Source organism: Methylovorus mays, assembly GCF_020531915.1.
Taxonomy (GTDB): domain Bacteria; phylum Pseudomonadota; class Gammaproteobacteria; order Burkholderiales; family Methylophilaceae; genus Methylovorus; species Methylovorus mays.
Window position 1 is genome coordinate 188,573 of record NZ_JAJAVG010000006.1, and the last position, 18,055, is coordinate 206,627.

Annotated in this window: 17 protein-coding genes; 11 read left to right on the plus strand and 6 right to left on the minus strand. The window is 53.4% G+C overall.

All coding sequences use genetic code 11. The features are described 5' to 3' along the window. Window positions 1-2: 2 nt before the first annotated feature. On the plus strand, window positions 3-431 hold the full coding sequence (locus LG203_RS08395; protein WP_230345361.1) for a DNA polymerase III subunit chi: 429 nt from the start codon (window positions 3-5) through the stop codon (window positions 429-431). Next, on the plus strand, window positions 431-817 hold the full coding sequence (locus tag LG203_RS08400; protein ID WP_230345362.1) for a hypothetical protein: 387 nt from the start codon (window positions 431-433) through the stop codon (window positions 815-817). The genes LG203_RS08395 and LG203_RS08400 overlap by 1 nt, the downstream gene beginning before the upstream one ends. A gap of 55 nt (window positions 818-872) precedes the next feature. Here LG203_RS08400 and gcvH read toward each other — a convergent pair whose 3' ends face one another. Next, entirely contained in the window at window positions 873-1,256 is a 384-nt protein-coding gene (gene gcvH, locus LG203_RS08405) for a glycine cleavage system protein GcvH (protein WP_230345363.1), read from the minus strand. Between the two features lie 200 nt (window positions 1,257-1,456). Between gcvH and pbpG the strand changes: the two genes are divergently transcribed. Further along, on the plus strand, window positions 1,457-2,449 hold the full coding sequence (gene pbpG, locus LG203_RS08410) for a D-alanyl-D-alanine endopeptidase (protein WP_230345364.1): 993 nt from the start codon (window positions 1,457-1,459) through the stop codon (window positions 2,447-2,449). 207 nt (window positions 2,450-2,656) lie between these two features. On the opposite strand, the gene topA is transcribed toward pbpG, so the two are convergent. From topA to LG203_RS08425, 3 genes are all read right to left on the minus strand, one after another. Continuing rightward, the gene (gene topA, locus LG203_RS08415) at window positions 2,657-5,218 is read right to left on the minus strand and encodes a type I DNA topoisomerase (protein WP_230345365.1); all 2,562 of its coding nucleotides are present in this window, start codon (window positions 5,216-5,218) and stop codon (window positions 2,657-2,659) included. Window positions 5,219-5,372: 154 nt separating this feature from the next. Next, window positions 5,373-6,305: a tRNA 2-thiocytidine(32) synthetase TtcA gene (ttcA, locus tag LG203_RS08420; protein WP_230345366.1), complete on the minus strand. Its 933-nt coding sequence runs from the start codon at window positions 6,303-6,305 to the stop codon at window positions 5,373-5,375. Between the two features lie 39 nt (window positions 6,306-6,344). Next, complete coding sequence (locus LG203_RS08425) at window positions 6,345-7,097, minus strand: pteridine reductase (RefSeq protein WP_230345367.1); 753 nt, start codon at window positions 7,095-7,097, stop codon at window positions 6,345-6,347. Window positions 7,098-7,145: 48 nt separating this feature from the next. Here LG203_RS08425 and LG203_RS08430 point away from each other — a divergent pair, with 48 nt between their 5' ends. Together LG203_RS08430 and trmB are read left to right on the plus strand one after the other, a co-directional pair. Further along, a complete protein-coding gene (locus LG203_RS08430) occupies window positions 7,146-8,303 on the plus strand; it encodes a class I SAM-dependent methyltransferase (protein ID WP_230345368.1) in 1,158 nt (385 codons plus the stop codon). Between the two features lie 73 nt (window positions 8,304-8,376). Continuing rightward, window positions 8,377-9,093 (plus strand): tRNA (guanosine(46)-N7)-methyltransferase TrmB, encoded by a 717-nt coding sequence (gene trmB, locus LG203_RS08435; protein ID WP_230345369.1) that lies wholly within the window; start codon window positions 8,377-8,379, stop codon window positions 9,091-9,093. A gap of 4 nt (window positions 9,094-9,097) precedes the next feature. Here the strand turns inward: trmB and yihA are convergent, their stop codons facing one another. Further along, entirely contained in the window at window positions 9,098-9,736 is a 639-nt protein-coding gene (gene yihA / locus LG203_RS08440) for a ribosome biogenesis GTP-binding protein YihA/YsxC (RefSeq protein WP_230345370.1), read from the minus strand. 124 nt (window positions 9,737-9,860) lie between these two features. On the opposite strand from yihA, the gene LG203_RS08445 reads away from it, so the two are divergent. From LG203_RS08445 to ccsB, 3 genes are all read left to right on the plus strand, one after another. Further along, window positions 9,861-10,469 (plus strand): c-type cytochrome, encoded by a 609-nt coding sequence (locus LG203_RS08445; RefSeq protein WP_230336334.1) that lies wholly within the window; start codon window positions 9,861-9,863, stop codon window positions 10,467-10,469. Window positions 10,470-10,650: 181 nt separating this feature from the next. After that, on the plus strand, window positions 10,651-12,564 hold the full coding sequence (locus tag LG203_RS08450) for a cytochrome c biogenesis protein ResB (protein WP_230345404.1): 1,914 nt from the start codon (window positions 10,651-10,653) through the stop codon (window positions 12,562-12,564). Window positions 12,565-12,596: 32 nt separating this feature from the next. Next, the gene (gene ccsB, locus LG203_RS08455; RefSeq protein ID WP_230345371.1) at window positions 12,597-13,742 is read left to right on the plus strand and encodes a c-type cytochrome biogenesis protein CcsB; all 1,146 of its coding nucleotides are present in this window, start codon (window positions 12,597-12,599) and stop codon (window positions 13,740-13,742) included. 9 nt (window positions 13,743-13,751) lie between these two features. Here ccsB and LG203_RS08460 read toward each other — a convergent pair whose 3' ends face one another. Beyond that, complete coding sequence (locus LG203_RS08460) at window positions 13,752-15,386, minus strand: sensor histidine kinase (RefSeq protein ID WP_230345372.1); 1,635 nt, start codon at window positions 15,384-15,386, stop codon at window positions 13,752-13,754. A gap of 281 nt (window positions 15,387-15,667) precedes the next feature. Here LG203_RS08460 and LG203_RS08465 point away from each other — a divergent pair, with 281 nt between their 5' ends. From LG203_RS08465 to mlaE, 3 genes are all read left to right on the plus strand, one after another. Then, window positions 15,668-16,312: a prepilin-type N-terminal cleavage/methylation domain-containing protein gene (locus tag LG203_RS08465; RefSeq protein ID WP_230345373.1), complete on the plus strand. Its 645-nt coding sequence runs from the start codon at window positions 15,668-15,670 to the stop codon at window positions 16,310-16,312. Window positions 16,313-16,423: 111 nt separating this feature from the next. Then, entirely contained in the window at window positions 16,424-17,230 is an 807-nt protein-coding gene (locus tag LG203_RS08470; RefSeq protein WP_230345374.1) for an ABC transporter ATP-binding protein, read from the plus strand. Further along, a complete protein-coding gene (gene mlaE, locus LG203_RS08475; RefSeq protein WP_230345375.1) occupies window positions 17,223-18,014 on the plus strand; it encodes a lipid asymmetry maintenance ABC transporter permease subunit MlaE in 792 nt (263 codons plus the stop codon). Before LG203_RS08470 ends, mlaE begins: the two co-directional genes overlap by 8 nt. Window positions 18,015-18,055 lie beyond the last annotated feature (41 nt).

The following is an 18,055-nucleotide window of genomic DNA, read 5'->3' on the forward strand; positions in this document are numbered from 1 at the left end:
GCATGACCCGCATCGAATTTTTCTTTAACGTAGGCAACAAGCTCGACAAGGTGGCAGAGCTTAGCCAGCGTGCGGTGTCCAAAGGGCGACGCATGATGGTGTTCGGCCCTGACGAAGCGGTGCTTTCCGAACTGGAACGGGTGTTATGGAGCGGATCGGCCCTGAGTTTTTTGCCGCATTGCCGCGCCCAGCACCCTCTTGCGCCGGAAACCCCTGTCGTGCTGGACTTTAAAGGTGAGCCACTGATACACGACGATGTGCTGATTAACCTGCAGCCTCAGCATCCCCCATTTTTCAGCCGGTTTCGTCGACTGATCGAGATTGTGGGCAAGGATGAAGCAGACAAGGCACAAGCGCGGGTAAGGTATCGCTTTTACCGCGACCGTGGATATGAGATTCGAACCTTTGACGAAAATGGAGCAGCTTTGTAATGGAACCGGTTAATCGCCCAAGAGATGATCTGGCGGCTGTGCTTGGTCGTATCAGCTTGCTGACGCAACAGGCAGGGATGCCTGCTGTCGACCCGGTGGAGGCATCCGAAATCCCCATGCTCACCGATGTCTACGTAGGCTCTACCGTGCAAGTAAAGCCGGAAAGCATGCAGCAGCAGGCGTTGTCGATGCCGGGGGCGGCTACGACAGCGTCATATGAAGCATTGCTGGATGAGGTGTTGCCGCTTATCCGGTCAACGATCAACAAAGTTCTGACAGAAAGTCTGGATCAATTGATCCCTGACTTGCAAAACAAGTTGACGCAAGAGCTGGCTGAGCAGGTCAGGCTGAAACTGATCAGCTTGACTGTTAGTAAATCCGAATAAAAACGGCCCCATCAGGGGCCGTTTTTATTCATGGTGGGGATATTCAGCTTCGCGCTTATTCGCCCAGCTGCGCCTGATAGCCAGCTGCATCCAGTAGTTTGTCCAGGTCGCCTGCATTATGTGCCCTGAACTGGAATATCCACGCATCATAAGGCTTGTCATTGATGAGCTCCGGCGTGCCTTGCAGATCGGCATTGATGGCAAGTACTACACCATCAAGTGGCGCATGCAGGTCTGAGCCGGTCTTGACGGACTCAACCAGTCCGCACGCTTCCCCCGCCTTGAGTTCACTCCCTGGCTGCGGGGCTTCTACATATACAATATCGCCCAATAGATCCTGAGCATAATCCGTAATGCCGGCATTAAATATCCCGGCTTGCTCCGTGGGGGCTACCCACAGATGTTCGGCAGAATAATGCAGATTGTCCTTAATTTTCATGATATCGGGCCGTTAGTATGGATATGGGCTATTTTCGCATAAGCGGAGGGGCTTCGGCAGCCGGGACGCGCTGAATTTTGCGAAGGCTAAAATCTGCGCTGGATAGCTAAACAACCGCATAAAGAATCTTCGCTATCTTGATGACAAATTGTGATTATTTGGATAATATCCAGCTAATCGTTTTAGAAGGACAGGCCGCAATGTTACGAAATTTTCTTATTATGATGACGGCGTTCACCCTGTCCATGCCTCCTCTCGTGGTTGAAGCCGCGACTACGCATAAATCCAGCAAACGTGTTGTGGCGAAATCCAAGCCAGCCAAAACCAAAGTTAGTAGCCGCAAGATTATCCGTACCATTCGTGCTGACCGCAAATATCAGGTTCAGAAGGCTGCTTACCATCCCGGCGTTTTTCAGGAAGACCATCCTGCCAATCTGCAACTCGCTTCTTCCAAGGCGTTGATTGTCAATCAGGAAACCGGTGAAGTGCTGTATGCAAAAAGCGTGGATCAGGCAACACCAATTGCATCTGTCACCAAACTGATGACCGCCATGGTCATGCTTGATGCGCATTTGCCAATGGACGAAGTATTGACCATCAACGAGGGAGATGTGGATACATTGAAAGGTACCAGCTCGCGATTGCGTCTGGGTACCATGTTGACGCGCGCTGAAATGCTGCATCTGGCACTGATGTCGTCAGAGAATCGTGCCGCCTCGGCACTCGGCCGCAACTACCCTGGTGGCCTGACAGCATTTATTCGGGCCATGAATGCCAAGGCTTCCATGCTGGGCATGACCCATAGTCAGTTTGTTGATCCTACCGGCCTTAACAGCGCCAATGTGTCGACTGCAGAAGATCTGGTCAAGATGGTGCGTGCCGCGTATCAATATCCTGAAATCCGCCAAGTCAGCACGTCTGCTTCTCAGGAAGTGCCAGTGAATGGGCTGCGCAATCCAATCAATTTCGTGAATACCAACGTATTGGTGCGCAATAGCGACTGGGTGATCGGTCTTTCCAAAACTGGATTTATCAATGAAGCAGGTCGCTGTCTGGTGATGCAGGCAGAAATTGCCGGTCAGCCGATGATTATCGTGCTGCTGGATTCCTATGGAAAATACTCGCGGATTGGTGATGCACAACGTATTCGCAAATGGATAGAGAGCAGCAACGTATCCCGCCACATGAGTTAGCGTTTATAAGAGCGGCGCAAAGCCGCTGTGTAGTGCCGGCTAACCCCATCGCAAGATGGGGTTTTTTATTGGGCAGATGTTTTTAACTATGGAGATGCAAGAACATCGAATGCGAGGCAACGGAATAAAGCCGTTGGTCGACATCAGGCGTCGTCATGTGGTGTGCGGCGACTCCACACCTTAGGAAGCGCCTGCGACTGAACAGCGTTAGCTTTCGGTAGCGGCGGTTTTCTTGGTGCGGGTTGCTGGTTTCTTGGTGGCGGTTTTCTTTGCCGCAGGCTTTTTGGTAGCGGTGGTTTTCTTTTTGGCAGCCGGTTTTTTTGCAGGGGCTTCCTTGGCCGCTTTGGCTGCCAGTAATGCCAGGGCTTCTTCCATGGTCAGATCTTCTGGCGCCTCGCTGCTTGGCAATGTGGCGCGTAACTTGCCATGCTGTACATAGGGTCCGTAGCGGCCAGCATAGACTTCGATATTGCCCTCTTCGGTGGGATGCTTGCCCAGGTCCTTGATTGGTGCCGGGCCGGATTTGGCCTGGGCCAGCAGCTCAACTGCTCGCGGCAGATCAATGTCGAACACGCTGTCAGAGCGAGGAATCGACTTGAATTTGCCGTCATGATTTACATAAGGTCCAAAGCGGCCAATATTGGCAACGATCTTTTTGCCGGTTTCTGGGTGTTGGCCCAGATCGCGCGGCAAGGCGATCAGCTTCATGGCGACTTCCAGGTCCACATTCGCCAGCGGAATTTCTTTGGGAATGCTGACGCGCTTGGGTTTCTTTTTGCTGCCTTCTTCTGGCAGGCCCAGTTGCAGATAAGGGCCATAGGGGCCGTTCAGTAGCAGGATGTCCTTGTCGCTTGCCGGATCGTGGCCCATGACCACGGGCTCGCTGCTCGCGGCCGCGTTGCTGCCCGTATTGCGGATGTAGTCACACTCAGGATAGCCGGAGCAGCCTATGAACTTGCCGAAACGGCCGAGACGGGAGTGCAATGGCTTGCCGCATTTGGGGCAAGGCTCACCAATATCTTCCTGGGTGATTTCCGCGCGATCAATATTGGCTTTTTCAAGCAATTGCTTGTTAAAGCCTTGCCAGAACTCATCCAGTACTGGCACCCATTCACGTTCGCCTTCGGCAATATCATCCAGCTCATTTTCGAGATTGGCAGTAAAGCCGTAATCTACATAGCGGGTGAAATGCTCGGTCAGGAATTTATTGACGACGCGACCGACGTCGGTTGGTGTAAAGCGTTTCTTGTCCAGCAGCACATACTCTCTATCCTGCAGGGTGGAGATAATGCTGGCGTAGGTGGAGGGGCGGCCAATGCCATACTCTTCCAGCACCTTCACCAGGCTGGCTTCAGAATAGCGTGGCGGTGGTTCGGTGAAATGCTGGTCGCCGAAAATCTTGTTCACGTCCAGCACTTCACCGGTTTCCAGATGCGGCAGTTTGGCTTCAGCCTCTTCCTCTGCATCGTCCTGGCCTTCCATGTACACGGCAATAAAGCCAGGGAAAATCATGGTTTGACCGGTGGCACGGAACAGGTTGGCATCGGAACCCACCGCCAGATCGACGCTAACGGCATCAAACTTGGCAGGGGCCATCTGGCAGGCAAGGGCGCGCTTCCAGATCATTTCATAAAGGCGGAATTGCTCTGGGGTCAGGTAGTTTTTCAGGCTTTGTGGCGTGCGGGTGATATCGGTCGGACGTATCGCTTCGTGCGCTTCCTGAGCGTTCTTGGCTTTGGTCTTGTACATGATGGGCGACTTCGGCAGATAATCTGCCTCGAAGTTGCGCTTGATGTAGTCACGAATCTGCATGACGGCCTCGGCGGCCATGCTGAAACTATCGGTACGCATGTAGGTGATCAGACCGACAGTGCCATTGCCAACGTCAATACCTTCATACAGCTGCTGCGCAATGCGCATGGCGCGGCTGGTGGTGAACCCCAGTTTGCGCACGGCTTCCTGTTGCAGGGTGGATGTCGTGAAAGGCGCTGCCGGGCTGCGGTTTTTCTGTTTCTTCTCTACCCGGCTGACTGTGGTTTTGCCTGCGCTGGCGAGCAATAATTTGCCCACGATTTCGGCCTGCTGCGTTTCATTGGTCACCGTGAACTGTTCGACCTTGGTGCCATCCAGCTGCACCAGTCGTGCGTCAAACAGGTGCTGGTGCTTCTTGGACTCCAGGTGGATGGTCCAGTATTCCTGGCTCTTGAAGGCTTCAATCTCAAGCTCGCGCTCAACAATCAGGCGCAAGGCTGGGCTCTGCACGCGGCCAGCAGAGAGGCCGCGACGAATCTTTTTCCACAGCAGGGGCGACAGATTGAAGCCCACCAGATAATCCAGGGCGCGGCGTGCTTGCTGTGCATTGACCAGCGGCATGGAGATATCGCGCGGGCTGGCAATCGCATTCTGTACGGCGGTTTTGGTGATTTCATGAAAGACCACGCGCTTGATCAGTTTGTCTTTGATCAGCTTTTTGTCTTTCAGTATTTCGGCAATATGCCAGGAGATGGCTTCACCTTCGCGGTCCGGGTCGGTTGCGAGGTAGATGGCATCAGAAGCCCGCACTGCCTTGGCGATGGCATCGACATGCTTGGAGTTGCGGTCGATGACTTCGTATTTCATGGCGTAGTCATTTTCCGGATCCACGGCGCCATTCTTGGGAATCAGGTCACGCACGTGCCCATAGGAGGCAAGGACCTCAAAGTCGCTACCCAGATATTTTTTCAGGGTTTTGGCTTTTGATGGTGATTCAACAATCAGCAGTTTGGACATTGACGTGGGCGCAGACGATGGCAAGAGTGGCAGATAATAAGAGTAAATCCGTGACTAGACAAGGAAAGTCGCGTGTCAACGGCTTGTCTCGCCACTATTTTGCAACTTTTATCTACCCGTCGGCAAGTCCGCAAAATGGCTGGCTTGTCCCTGATCAGCTTTCGGTGGCAGCACTCATTCGATTTTCCGGACGACGAAACTCGATGCGTGTGCCGTCCTGGCTTGCCATGGCGAGTGCAGGCTGGTCTTCCTTGGCGATGTCGCCAAACAAAGGGTCTTCATCTTCCAGCGATGCACTAGTCAGGCCTTTGAAATCATAGAGATCGGTGTCTGCCAGATGCGATGGCTCGACATTGGTAATGGCGCGGAAGATATTATTGATGCGGCCGGGCTGTTCACGCTCCCATGCATTCAACATGTCTTTGATTTTTTGGCGTTGCAGATTTTCCTGGGAACCACACAGGTCGCAAGGAATAATCGGGAACTCCATGCCTCTGGCGTAGGCAGCAATGTCTTTCTCGGCGCAATAGGCCAGCGGGCGGATCACCATGAATTCCCCCCGGTTGGTACTGAGCTTGGGAGGCATGGCCTTGAGCTTGGAGCCGAAAAACATGTTAAGGAACAGGGTCTGCACAATGTCGTCCCGATGGTGGCCCAGGGCGATTTTGTTAGCCCCGAGCGCTTTGGCTGTGCTGTAGATAATGCCGCGGCGCAGGCGTGAGCACAGCGAGCAGGTGGTTTTGCCTTCGGGGATTTTTTCCTTCACGATGGAATAGGTGTCAGCCTCGACGATGCGGTATTCCACCCCCAGCTTTTCCAGGTAGGTTGGCAGCACGTCTTCTGGGAAGTTGGGTTGCTTCTGATCAAGATTCATGGCGATCAGCTTGAAATCAACAGGCGCGCGTTCCTGCAGCGCCAGCAACAGCATCAGCATGGCATGCGAATCCTTGCCGCCGCTCATGCAGACCAGCACGGTATCGCCGTCTTCAATCATGTTGTAATCGCCAATGGCTTTGCCAGTGGCGCTAATCAGGCTGTTGCGCAACCTCAGGAAGTTGGCGGAGACGTTGTCGGGGTAATGTTTCATGCGGCTATTATAAAGTATGCGTTTCGATTTGATGCATGCTTAGAGGTTAAGCGAACGTCCGCCATCAATCGCCATCACATGGCCGGTGACAAACGGGGCATCCTGAATCAGGAAGCGGACAGCCTTCGCTACGTCGTCGCCTTCGCCAATGCGCTTCAGCAGCGTCTGTGAGATGACGCGTTGTCGATAGACTTCGTCGAACTGCGGGTTATCTTCTGGCCACAATACTGGGCCGGGAGCTACGGCATTCACGCGGACTTCGGGCCCCAGCTCATGGGCGAGGGATTTTGTCAGGGTGACCAAACCGGCTTTGGCGACGCTGTAGACGATGTAGCCTTTTTTGGGTCTTTCGACATGCATGTCGGTGATGTTGATGATGCAACCGCTGTTCTTGCGCAGCTCAGGCGCGGCCGCTTGCGATAGAAAGAGAGGGGCTTTCAAGTTGGAGCCAAGAAGATCAGTCCAGGCCTCTTCACTGATTTGCCCGAGCTCTGTTGCATAGTAGCTGGAGGCATTGTTGATCAGCACATCCAGCTTGCCAAATTGCTTGATGGTTTCCTGAATCAGGCTCGGGAGGACGGCAATGTTCAGCAAGTCGGCCTGAATGATGGCGACTGAGTTGGGACGTTGCAGATTGAGCTCCGCCTGCAGAGCGCGTGCTTCGGCGCCGGAGCTGCGGTAATGAATCATCAGTTTGGCGCCGCCCGCATGCAGCAAGCGGCAAATGGAGGCGCCTACGCGCTTGGCTCCTCCGGTAATCAATACTACTTTGTCGTTAAGATTTGAATTCACGCCAGTTTCCGAAATAGTGCCCAGTGCTGTTTATAATGCCGAGCTATCATGATCAATTCATTACCAACACCAGACGCCGACGCGGCTGCCCACAGTCAGCAATTGAAGCTGCATATTGGCAGGCATATTGCAGAGGCGGGCGGCTGGCTGGACTTTGCACAATACATGGAATTGGTGCTGTATGCACCAAGCCTTGGATATTACAGTGCCGGCTCCAAAAAGTTCGGTCCGGCAGGGGATTTTGTGACAGCTCCCGAGCTTTCCCCACTGTTTGCCCGTACGCTCGCCATGCAGGCTGCCGAGATACTCCGGGCAACACATGGGGATGTGCTTGAGCTAGGCGCTGGCAGTGGCCGTTTGGCGGCGGATTTGCTGATGGAACTGGAGCGCCTGCAGCAGTTGCCATCACAATACCGCATTCTGGAGATAAGCGCTCACTTGCGGCAGGTGCAGAAGGATTACTTGCAGAAAGTTTTGCCATCCCATTTGATGCAACGCGTAGGCTGGCTGGATCGTTTACCTGCCGAATTTTCAGGGCTGGTGCTTGGAAATGAAGTGCTTGATGCCTTACCTGTGCATATTGTTCACCAGCAGGCCGGAGGTATGTTGCAACGAGGTGTTGGGCTTTCGGAGGAGGGTGAGTTGCAGTGGGTTGATCGGCCAGCCGATGCTTTGATCAACGCAGCATTCAGCCAGACCCATTTGCCTGAGTCTTATACGACTGAAATCTGCCTGGCGGCAGGGGGACTTCTTGGCAGCCTTGCCAGCATGTTGCAGCAGGGCGTTTTGCTGCTGATTGATTATGGGTTTCCGCGGCATGAGTATTACCATCCGCAGCGACAGCAAGGCACGCTGATGTGCCACTATCGCCACCATGCACATACGGATCCTTTTTTATATCCCGGCTTGCAGGATATTACGGCGCATGTGGATTTCACCCGGATTGCCGAATCTGCCATGCAACAAGGCCTGAATGTCATGGGCTATGCCAGTCAGGCGCAATTTCTCATCAACTGCGGTATTACGGAGTATCTTGCCGAGGTGTCTCCGCATGACATGGCAGCCTATGCACCGCTCGCTTCGGCTGCTCAAAAGTTGCTTTCCCCGGCGGAGATGGGGGAGCTATTCAAGGTGATCGCTGTCGGGCGCGGTGTTGATGAGCCTTTGCGTGGCTTTGGCCGCGGCGACAAACGACATACCCTGTAATCCAAATTCCCGCTGGGGCGCCATGCCCCCTCCGTTATAATGGCGGTTTAACGTACGTTGCATTGTGACCGGTATGGAACATAAAGAACATGAGCTGCCAGCGCAGGAGCAGGATAATCCCAGGCATCGCCCCATTCGCAGCTTTGTGTTGCGTCAGGGCCGCCTGACCGAAGGGCAGCGCAAGGCGCTGGAGCAGTGGCTCCCTGTTTATGGCATCGCGTATCAGCCGGAACCCATCGCGCTTGATCAGGTATTTGGCCGCGCGGAGAGTCCAAAAATTCTCGAGATCGGCTTTGGTATGGGGGATAGCACCGCAAAAATCGCCCAGTTACAACCCGATCGTGACTTTATAGGCGTGGAAGTGCACACCCCCGGCGTAGGCAGCCTGCTCAAGCTGGTGGGCGAAATGCATCTGGAGAATATCCGGGTGATCCAGCATGATGCTGTCGAGGTGTTGCAGCACATGATCCCGGATGCCAGCCTGGATGGCGTGCATATTTTCTTCCCGGATCCCTGGCATAAAAAGCGCCATCACAAACGTCGTTTGATCCAGGCGGCTTTTGTGCAACTGCTGTGCAGCAAGCTTAAAGCCGGTGCGTATCTGCATGTGGCGACAGATTGGCAGGAGTACGCAGAGTGGGTGCTCGAAGTGTTGCAGGGGGAGCCGCAATTGCAGAATACGGCGGATACGTATGCAGAGAAGCCGGATTACCGGCCTTTAACCAAGTTTGAAAACCGTGGCATCAAGCTGGGCCACGGCGTCTGGGACATCATCTTCACCCGTAAATAAGGCTTTACCCCGCAGGGCTCTCGGACGGCTCTTCCGTTGAGTGATCCTGTGGCGGGAACAGCCATTTGCCGATGACGGCTTCGGCTTCTTCCACACCCTGTTTTTTCAGGCTGGAAAATAGCTGTACCGAGCAGTTGCCCCAAGTGGTATTCAGCTCTTTGCGCACGGCATTCAGAGTCAGCATGGCGGCACTTCTGGATAGTTTGTCCGACTTGGTCAGCAGCACATGAATTGGCTTGCCGCTGGGACCAAACCAGTCCAGCATTTGCCGGTCCAGTGGAGTCAAAGGGTGGCGGCTATCCATTACCAATACCAGGCCATATAAGGATGAACGGTGGCTCAGGTAGTTGGATAACGTCATTTGCCAATGCTTGCGCATACTCTCTGGGACTTTGGCGTAGCCGTATCCGGGCAAGTCCACCAGAAAACGATCTCCCCCCAGACTAAAGAAGTTGATCAGTTGGGTGCGGCCTGGCTGCTTACTCACAAAAGCCAGGCGATTATGATTCGCCATGGTGTTGAGTGCGCTTGACTTCCCAGCATTTGAGCGGCCAGCAAAAGCGACCTCGATGCCGAATGGCGGGGGCAAGTCACTCAGGTGATGAGCAGAGATATGGAATGTGGCGTTTTGAAACAATGGCATAGATAGGGGCTTATTCAAGTACGGCAAGGGGCAAAAATGCTACCACGATAACGTAAATTTGGATAAAATGCGTGGCTAATGTTTAACCATATTTAAATCAGTAGTATTGTTTGAGGAGCTGGATATGAATTTCCGTCACATTGCGGTGCTTGCCCTGGGCTCAATGACCGCCATTTCTGCCTTTGCCGCAGGGGATGCCAGCAAGGGCGCTGCGACAGCGACCACCGTCTGTGCGGCCTGTCACGGTGCGGATGGCAATAGCATGGTGCCTATGTACCCCAAGCTGGCAGGTCAGCATCCGGAATACATTACCAAGCAACTCACCAACTTCAAGGCTGGCGATCGTAAGAACCCCATCATGGCTGGTATGGTGGCCAACCTCACCCCTGAAGACATGAGCAACCTGGGTGCATACTTCGGTTCGCAGGCTCCTAAACAAGGCACCGCCAAAAGCAATGGTGCTGGTTCTGTCGGTGAAAAAATCTTCAAGGGCGGTATTCCTGGCGTAGGCGTTCCAGCCTGTGCTTCCTGCCACGGTCCTGCTGGTGCTGGCATTCCTGTGCAGTTCCCACGTCTGGCCGGTCAACATGCCGATTACACCGTGACCCAGTTGAAGGCATTCCGTGCTGGCGAACGTGCCAATGATGCTGCCAAGATGATGCGCATGGTCGCTGCCAAGCTGAGTGATAGCGATATGGCGGCTGTTGCTGACTATATTCAGGGTCTGCACTAAGCTAGTCCCATCGGGGCTGGTTCAATAGATGTTTTAAAAGTTAAGGGTGGCTTGCAGCCACCCTTAACTTTTTTGGCAACTCCTGCCAGTCTTGTTTGTCCTAAACGAACTATTTCAGATTGATTACGCCTTGAAGCCTCAGTCCTCCAATTCCCGCCGACTATACGAGCTGTTGAGCTCCATGCGTTTTGCCGTGAGCCTGCTTACCGTATTGGGGATCGCGTCTATCATCGGTACGGTGCTCAAGCAGAACGAGCCCTATCCCAATTATGTGATCAAGTTCGGCCAGTTCTGGTTTGATCTGTTCGAAAAGCTGGGCTTGTATGACGTATACCACAGCGTCTGGTTTCTGGTGATACTGGTGTTCCTGGTGCTGTCGACCAGTCTCTGTATTTATCGTAATAGCCCGCTGATGCTGCGGGAGTTGCGTGCCTACCGTGAGGGCGCGACAGAAAAATCCCTGCGAGCATTCGGTCACCGTGCTTCTTATACCGTCGCCGCTACTGCCGAGGCGCGTGCGCGTATCGTTCAGTTTTTAGGGCAGCGTGGTTTTCGCTTCAAAACCGTACAGCAAGCCGATGGCAGCGAGCTGATTGCCGCCAAGGCAGGCAGCTATCAGCGCCTGGGTTATATCCTGACGCACACGGCCATCGTCGTCATTTGTGTGGGTGGCCTGATTGATGGCAACGTGCCCTTCAAGGTGCAGGAGCTGCTCGGCTACAAAAAGGTCGAAACGCTGGATATTCCTGAGAATGAAGTGCCTGCCATCAGCCGCTTGTCCGTGCGCAATTTGTCTTTCCGCGCCAATATGACCCTGCCGGAAGGTGCCAGCTCCAATGTGTCTTTCATGCGCATCCGCGATGGTTATCTGGTGCAGGAGCTGCCATTTCGCATTCAGCTGAAGCAGTTCCGCATTGAGCATTACGCTACCGGTCAGCCCAAGTCCTTCGAGAGTGATCTCCTGATTATTGATCCTGACCTCAAGGAGCCATTGGCGCATACCATTAGTGTCAATCACCCGCTGATCTACAAAGGCATTGCCATTTACCAGTCCGATTTTCAGGATGGTGGAACCAAGCTCGACTTCAATGCGTATGGTTTGTTTGGTGCCAATGATCAGCCGATCAAAGTGCAAAGCAATATATTCAAGAACGTGACCTTGGGTGAGGGCGATCAGGCTCTGAAAGTTGAATTCAACGATTTCAGGTTGTTCAACATTCTTAATTTGTCTCCCGATGGCAAGGGCAAGCCACATAATGTCGGCCCCAACATCACGTACAAGGTGCGCGATGCCCAAGGTCAGGCACGCGAGTATGTGAGCTACATGCAGCCTTTGCAGCTGGATGGCCGTCGCTATTTCGTCACCGGCATGCGCGCAACGCCACAGGATGAGTTGAAGTACCTGCGTATTCCTGCGGATGAAGATTACAGCTTGCAAGGATTCATGCGGTTGCGGGCCACCATGTTTGATCCCTCCCTGCACGAGGAAATTGCGCGTCGCTTTACTCAGGATGCCATGGGCGACAAAGCCGATCCTGACATGCGCAAAAAATTCCAGGCGAGTGTAGTGCAGTTGCTGCAAGGCTTTGATGCAGGTGGCTACACGCGGATTGCCAAGATGATTGAAGATGCTGTGCCCGAGCCGCAACGCGAAAAAGCGGCGCAGACCTATCTGAAAATCATCTCTGGTGCGACGCTCGAGGCTTACAAGCTGGGCCTTGAGCGTGCTGGACTCAAGGCCGGTGAGCTTGATTCCAATACGCAGATATTTCTGCAGGAGAGCCTGAATGCCATGAGTGATCTTTTCTTTTATGGCGCACCGTTCTATTTGCAGCTGGATGAATTCCAGCAACGTCAGGCCAGTGGTTTGCAACTGACACGCTCTCCCGGCAAGAATCTGGTGTATGGTGGGTCCGTATTGTTGGTGCTGGGCATTTTTGCCATGATCTATATCCGGGAACGTCGTATCTGGATGTTGATCAAACCCACTCATGAAGTGTTGTTTACCATGTCTGCCAATCGCAAGAATCGCGATCTGGATATGGAGTTCGAGCAGTACCGCGAACAGTTGCGTCGATTGTTGCAAAGCGAATAGCGCATGCTATCTAGCCAAGGTCAGGAAAAACCATGAATACCATTTTGTTTGAAGATCACCCTCAACCGCTGCTGAAGCGTTTGCGCTGGCAGGATTGGCTGTATGCGCTCATCCTCTGTGCAGGAGCCCTGTTTGCGTATCAGCAGTATGGCGCTTACATGGATGCCTACGAAAAAACCTTTCTGATTGGTGCCGCACTCGGCTTCAGTTATCTGGGCTGGCAGTGGAAGCCCATGCGCCTCCTGATCATTGGCATCGGCATTATCAGCCTGTTTGCCATTCAGCTCTATCAGGCTGATCTGGCGCGGGCTGACCATGCCTTCCTGTTGAAATTCCTTATCTCCAGCCAGTCTGCCATCATGTGGATGAATGTGCTGTTTGTGCTGGCCATGCTGACTTACTGGTTTGCCTTGTTCCGCCGTTCCGAGTTCTCCGGCAAGGTCGCGACCAGTCTGACCTGGGCCGCCGTGCTGATGGGCTTTGTCGGCCTGATGGTGCGCTGGTATGAGTCTTATCTGATCGCCCCGGATGTCGGCCATATCCCGATCAGCAATCTGTATGAAGTGTTTGTGCTGTTCTGCCTGATTACGGCACTTTTGTACCTTTACTATGAGCGGCGCTACGAAACCCGCCAGCTGGGTGGTTTTGTCTTGCTGGTGATTAACGCGGCGGTAGGCTTCATACTCTGGTACACCTTCGATCGTCAGGCCAATGCCATTCAGCCGCTGGTGCCTGCCTTGCAATCCTACTGGATGAAAATTCACGTACCGGCCAACTTTATTGGTTATGGCGCCTTCTCGCTGGCAGCGATGGTGGGTAGCGCATACTTGCTGGCCGAGCGTGGCATTCTGGCATCGCGCCTGCCCAAGCTAGAAGTGCTGGATGACGTGATGTACAAGGCGATTGCCGTTGGTTTTGCCTTCTTCACCATTGCGACCATTCTGGGTGCCATGTGGGCGGCGGAAGCCTGGGGCGGCTATTGGTCATGGGACCCGAAGGAAACCTGGGCGCTGATCGTGTGGCTGAATTATGCTGCCTGGTTGCACTTGCGCCTGGTCAAGGGCTTGCGCGGCAGCATGCTGGCCTGGTGGGCGTTGGTGGGTTTGCTGGTCACGACCTTTGCCTTCCTCGGCGTCAATATGTTCCTGTCCGGCCTGCACTCCTACGGAACGTTATGATGATTGGCGCTAGGCGGTCTGTTGCGGGCCTAGCGTAAACCAGACGGAACCTTCGCGATTTTCCTTCAACGCCAGCGTTAATCCGCTGGCGTTTGCCTGTTTGGCCGCCTGATACAGGCCTATGCCCAGTCCTTTGCCCGAGCTTACCTGTTTTTTGAACAGCTTGTCGGCAATAGCCGAGGGCATTGCGCTGCCGGTATCTCTTACCGCCACCGTATAATGATTATCTCCACTGAGACTGACATAAATGGTCAGCTCTGGCTGGCTGCTGCGCTTGGCCAGGGCGTTTTGAATCAGATTGTCCGTCACGCTATCCAGCACATCGCCATCCACTGCTGGATTTGCCGAGATCGTGGCCTCAAAAATAATGCCGAGGTGGGGGTAATGCGCCTGGAAATTTTCCCACCATTGCAAAATGGGAAGGGTGCTGCGTGTTTCGTTGGCGGGTGATTGCAGCTTGGTCAGCGTTTTTGCCATGCGTTCATTCAGCAGGGGCAATTGCTTGCGTATCAAGGCAAGCAGTCGCTCCTGATCGCTTGCCGCGGTATGCTCGGCCGCACTGCACAAGGCGCCCATGGATTGCACCAGATTTTTGATGTCATGGGTCAGGCGGGCGCCAGTTTCATATACGGCTTGCATATACGCATTCTGCGTCATGGACTCTTCGCGGCGTTTCGCTTCATAAAACTCAGCCACAATCCGGGTCAGCAGTTTGACATGTATCGTCAGGGCTGGTGTCAGCGGCCAGCGACTATACAAGGTCAGTTCAACGTCATGAAACTGCAATTCATGAAAATGCACGCTGGGTTTACCTAGTTGCTGCTCGGCTTGGCCTAACTGCCATTTCGCACCTTGCACCCAGGGTAACTTGGCTATTTCAGCCACGGAATGTGCAAGAAAATTCGCTGGGGTACGTTGTTGCTGGGCGAGCTCGGCGATGTTTTGTATCCACTGTTCAAATGGCAAGCCTACACTCAACAGATAGCGGGAAAGTATCAGCCCAATGCCCGAAAATCCTGCTCTGGGGTTCCAGAACCAGCTCAAGGCCAGCAAGCCTGCTGCCAGGGCAAAAATCATCTTGAGTAAAACTTCTGTGTAGCGCGCTTGTGTTGTCATGGCGATGGCAAAACAGCCGAGCACAAGGGTGATGGTGATCATCAACAGCATCAGCGTATAAAAAAAGTCCATGGCGAGGACTTGGTGAGCGTCGCCATTTTCAGCTTTGGTGAATAGCACACCGATGGGCAGCAAAAGCAGCCCATATTCAACGAGCGCGATCAGAGCGTCGGTATCGATATTCCTGGCTAGCAGTTGCGGGACAACATGCATTGTCAGCATGGCCAGCAAATAGGTGGCGGCCATCAGAAACCCGGGGCGGGAGGCCGTTTTTGTGAAAGAGAAAATGCGTCCACCCAGCAAGGAAAATAACAGGCAAAGCCAGAATGCCATGAGCCACCAACTCATGAACATCGTCATCAATATGCCTCCACTCACCAGAATTAAGGCAGTCCGCAAAGATAGGGGCTCACGGCCATGCAGTACGGGTTGCCACAGCAGGAAGCAGCCATAGTGAAAAAGCGTCCAGGCTGTTTGCAGTTCGCTACCCATTCCCCATACCAGCAAGCCATGCAATGAAAACAACATCAACGCCAGCTGCCATTGCCGGCGAGCAGATAGGAAGCTGAATCGCGAGTGGCGTTTATAGTCTTGAATCGGGTTGGGGGGTGTCATTTTATTGTCAGAGATGATGATATTTTGACGCTTGGAAGATGATTTTAATCATATAAGCCCATAATCGTAATCAATTTAATTTCTGAACAAGAATTTCGCCTGTGGCACGCCAATTGCAAGGTAGAATGCAACAAAAATCAGTTGTTTCTGATGCTGGCAGGTAAAAAAATAACAGGGGTCATAAGGATAGCTTAATGAATAAACAATCTGGTTTTACCTTGATTGAGCTGGCCATTGTGCTGGTGATCATCGGCCTGCTACTCGGTGGCGTGCTGAAGGGGCAAGAGTTGATTAACAGTGCCAAAGTCAAAAACATGGCGTCTGATTTCAGAAATATTCAGGTCCAGGTGTATTCATATCAGGATAAATTCAAGGCGCTGCCAGGGGATGATAAAGCCGCCATTAATCATGTCGGCGCGACAAGTAATGGTGATGGCGATGGCGTGATTGAAGGTGTCTGGAATTCGACAGCGCAGACAGATGAAACTTACATCTTCTGGCAACATTTAAGGTTGGCGGGCTTGGCAACGGGTTCGACCACATTGGGGGATGCAACATATCAGCCTACGAACACTGAGGGTGGAGTGATCGGTGTTCAGTCCAACCCCAACAAGACGATTGTCGGGTTGAGCGGATCTTATGCCATATGCTCGACCGGGATTTTAGGGAAGTTCGTAAAGCAGCTGGACGCGACGATGGATGACGGCAATACGGCGACTGGAGCCATGATGGCTGCAGAGGCTGTAAATGGGGTGACGGCAGCGACGGCGATAGTCTCTGCGGGAAGCAGTCCAACTATTGTGGATTCGCAGAAGTACGTTGTCTGTATGGCATTTTAAGGAAGTTAAAATGTTGTAAAAAAGCCCGCTTTGGCGGGCTTTTTTGTTTTTGTGTTACGTCCGCAACACGAATTGATTTAAAATGTCAGGATTCCAAATTTCAAGACCGCTATGGCCGACAACATCGTCGAAATCGACAATCTATCCTTTGGTTACAAGGGGCGACTGCTGCACAAGGGCATCAATATGTCCTTTCCGCGCGGCAAGGTGATCGCCATCATGGGTGGTAGTGGTAGCGGTAAAACGACCCTGTTGCGCCTGATTGGGGGGCAGCTGGTGCCAACCCAAGGCGAGGTTCGCGTTGAGGGGCAGGTCGTGCACAAGCAGGATCGCCATGGTTTGTTTCATCTGCGTCGCAAGATGGGCATGCTGTTTCAGTTTGGCGCCCTATTTACCGATTTGTCAGTTTACGAGAATGTCGCTTTCCCGATTCGGGAGCATGCCGACCTGCCGGAGTCCATTATCCGTGATCTGGTGATGATGAAGCTGAATGCCGTAGGCTTGCGCGGTGCACGCAACTTGATGCCGACGGAGCTCTCCGGCGGCATGGCACGCCGAGTCGCGCTGGCACGTGCCATTGCGCTTGATCCATCCATCATCATGTATGACGAGCCATTTACGGGTCTTGATCCGATTTCAATGAGTGTTACCTGCAACCTCATTCGCAGTCTGAATGATGCCTTGGGGGCGACCTCCATACTGGTGACCCACGATGTGAAGGAAGCGTTTTCGATTGCCGATTACGTCTACATTGTGGCCAATGGGGTAGTGGAGGCCGAGGGCGCCCCTGAAGAATTGCGGCAGTCGACGCTGCCGTTCGTACATCAATTTGTGCATGGTGAAGTCGATGGGCCAGTGCCCTTCCACTATTCCGCGCCCGATTACCGGCGCGATATGCTGAGAGGGCAGGATGCTTAAACGTTTGGCAGAAGTATTGCGTGGCATGGGCCACCGTATTATTGATCGTATCTGGCGTCTGGGTTCCGGTGCGCGTTTCTTTCTCTACACCCTGATTTATTCCGGTGAAAGTTTCAGGCGTATCCACCTGACTATCCGGGAAATCTACTTTACCGGTGTTATGTCTTTGCTGATCATTCTGGTGTCGGCATTTTTTGTCGGCATGGTGCTGGCATTGCAGGGCTATAACACGTTGCAAAAATATGGCTCGTCAGAAGCGATCGGAGTCCTGGTGGCGCTCTCGTTGGTACGCGAGCTGGGTCCTGTTGTGACAGCTCTGCTGTTTGCTGGGCGGGCAGGGACTGCTATCACTGCTGAAATCGGTCTGATGAAAACCACCGAGCAGTTATCGGCGATGGAAATGATGGCGGTCAGCCCGATTGCACGAGTGGTCGCTCCCCGGTTCTGGGCGGGCGTGGTTTCCATGCCCTTGCTGGCAGCGCTGTTCTCCATGGTCGGGGTGTTGGGCGGCTATCTGGTGGCCGTGCCGGTCATCGGGGTGGATAACGGCGCCTTCTGGTCCCAGATGCAGGCCAATGTTGATTTTCAGGCCGATATTGTGAATGGTGTCATCAAGAGTGTGGTGTTTGGCGTTGCTTGCACCATGATTGCCTTGTTTGAAGGGTTTGATGCTCCACCGACTGCCGAGGGTGTGAGTCGGGCGACAACACGAACGGTGGTGAATTCGTCCCTGGCCGTGCTGGGCCTGGACTTCATCCTGACCTCTTTCATGATTGTGACTTGATTCGCTGACAGCGATTGAGTGAGCCCTGTGTCAGGGTGCGA

Coding starts and splice junctions, on each gene's coding strand:
- LG203_RS08395 (WP_230345361.1), top strand. CDS start 3: ATGACCCGCATCGAATTTTTCTTTAACGTAGGCAACAAGCTCGACAAG.
- LG203_RS08400 (WP_230345362.1), top strand. CDS start 431: ATGGAACCGGTTAATCGCCCAAGAGATGATCTGGCGGCTGTGCTTGGT.
- gcvH (WP_230345363.1), bottom strand. CDS start 1,256: ATGAAAATTAAGGACAATCTGCATTATTCTGCCGAACATCTGTGGGTA.
- pbpG (WP_230345364.1), top strand. CDS start 1,457: ATGTTACGAAATTTTCTTATTATGATGACGGCGTTCACCCTGTCCATG.
- topA (WP_230345365.1), bottom strand. CDS start 5,218: ATGTCCAAACTGCTGATTGTTGAATCACCATCAAAAGCCAAAACCCTG.
- ttcA (WP_230345366.1), bottom strand. CDS start 6,305: ATGAAACATTACCCCGACAACGTCTCCGCCAACTTCCTGAGGTTGCGC.
- LG203_RS08430 (WP_230345368.1), top strand. CDS start 7,146: ATGATCAATTCATTACCAACACCAGACGCCGACGCGGCTGCCCACAGT.
- trmB (WP_230345369.1), top strand. CDS start 8,377: ATGGAACATAAAGAACATGAGCTGCCAGCGCAGGAGCAGGATAATCCC.
- yihA (WP_230345370.1), bottom strand. CDS start 9,736: ATGCCATTGTTTCAAAACGCCACATTCCATATCTCTGCTCATCACCTG.
- LG203_RS08445 (WP_230336334.1), top strand. CDS start 9,861: ATGAATTTCCGTCACATTGCGGTGCTTGCCCTGGGCTCAATGACCGCC.
- LG203_RS08450 (WP_230345404.1), top strand. CDS start 10,651: ATGCGTTTTGCCGTGAGCCTGCTTACCGTATTGGGGATCGCGTCTATC.
- ccsB (WP_230345371.1), top strand. CDS start 12,597: ATGAATACCATTTTGTTTGAAGATCACCCTCAACCGCTGCTGAAGCGT.
- LG203_RS08460 (WP_230345372.1), bottom strand. CDS start 15,386: ATGTTGTTTTCATTGCATGGCTTGCTGGTATGGGGAATGGGTAGCGAA.
- LG203_RS08465 (WP_230345373.1), top strand. CDS start 15,668: ATGAATAAACAATCTGGTTTTACCTTGATTGAGCTGGCCATTGTGCTG.
- LG203_RS08470 (WP_230345374.1), top strand. CDS start 16,424: ATGGCCGACAACATCGTCGAAATCGACAATCTATCCTTTGGTTACAAG.
- mlaE (WP_230345375.1), top strand. CDS start 17,223: ATGCTTAAACGTTTGGCAGAAGTATTGCGTGGCATGGGCCACCGTATT.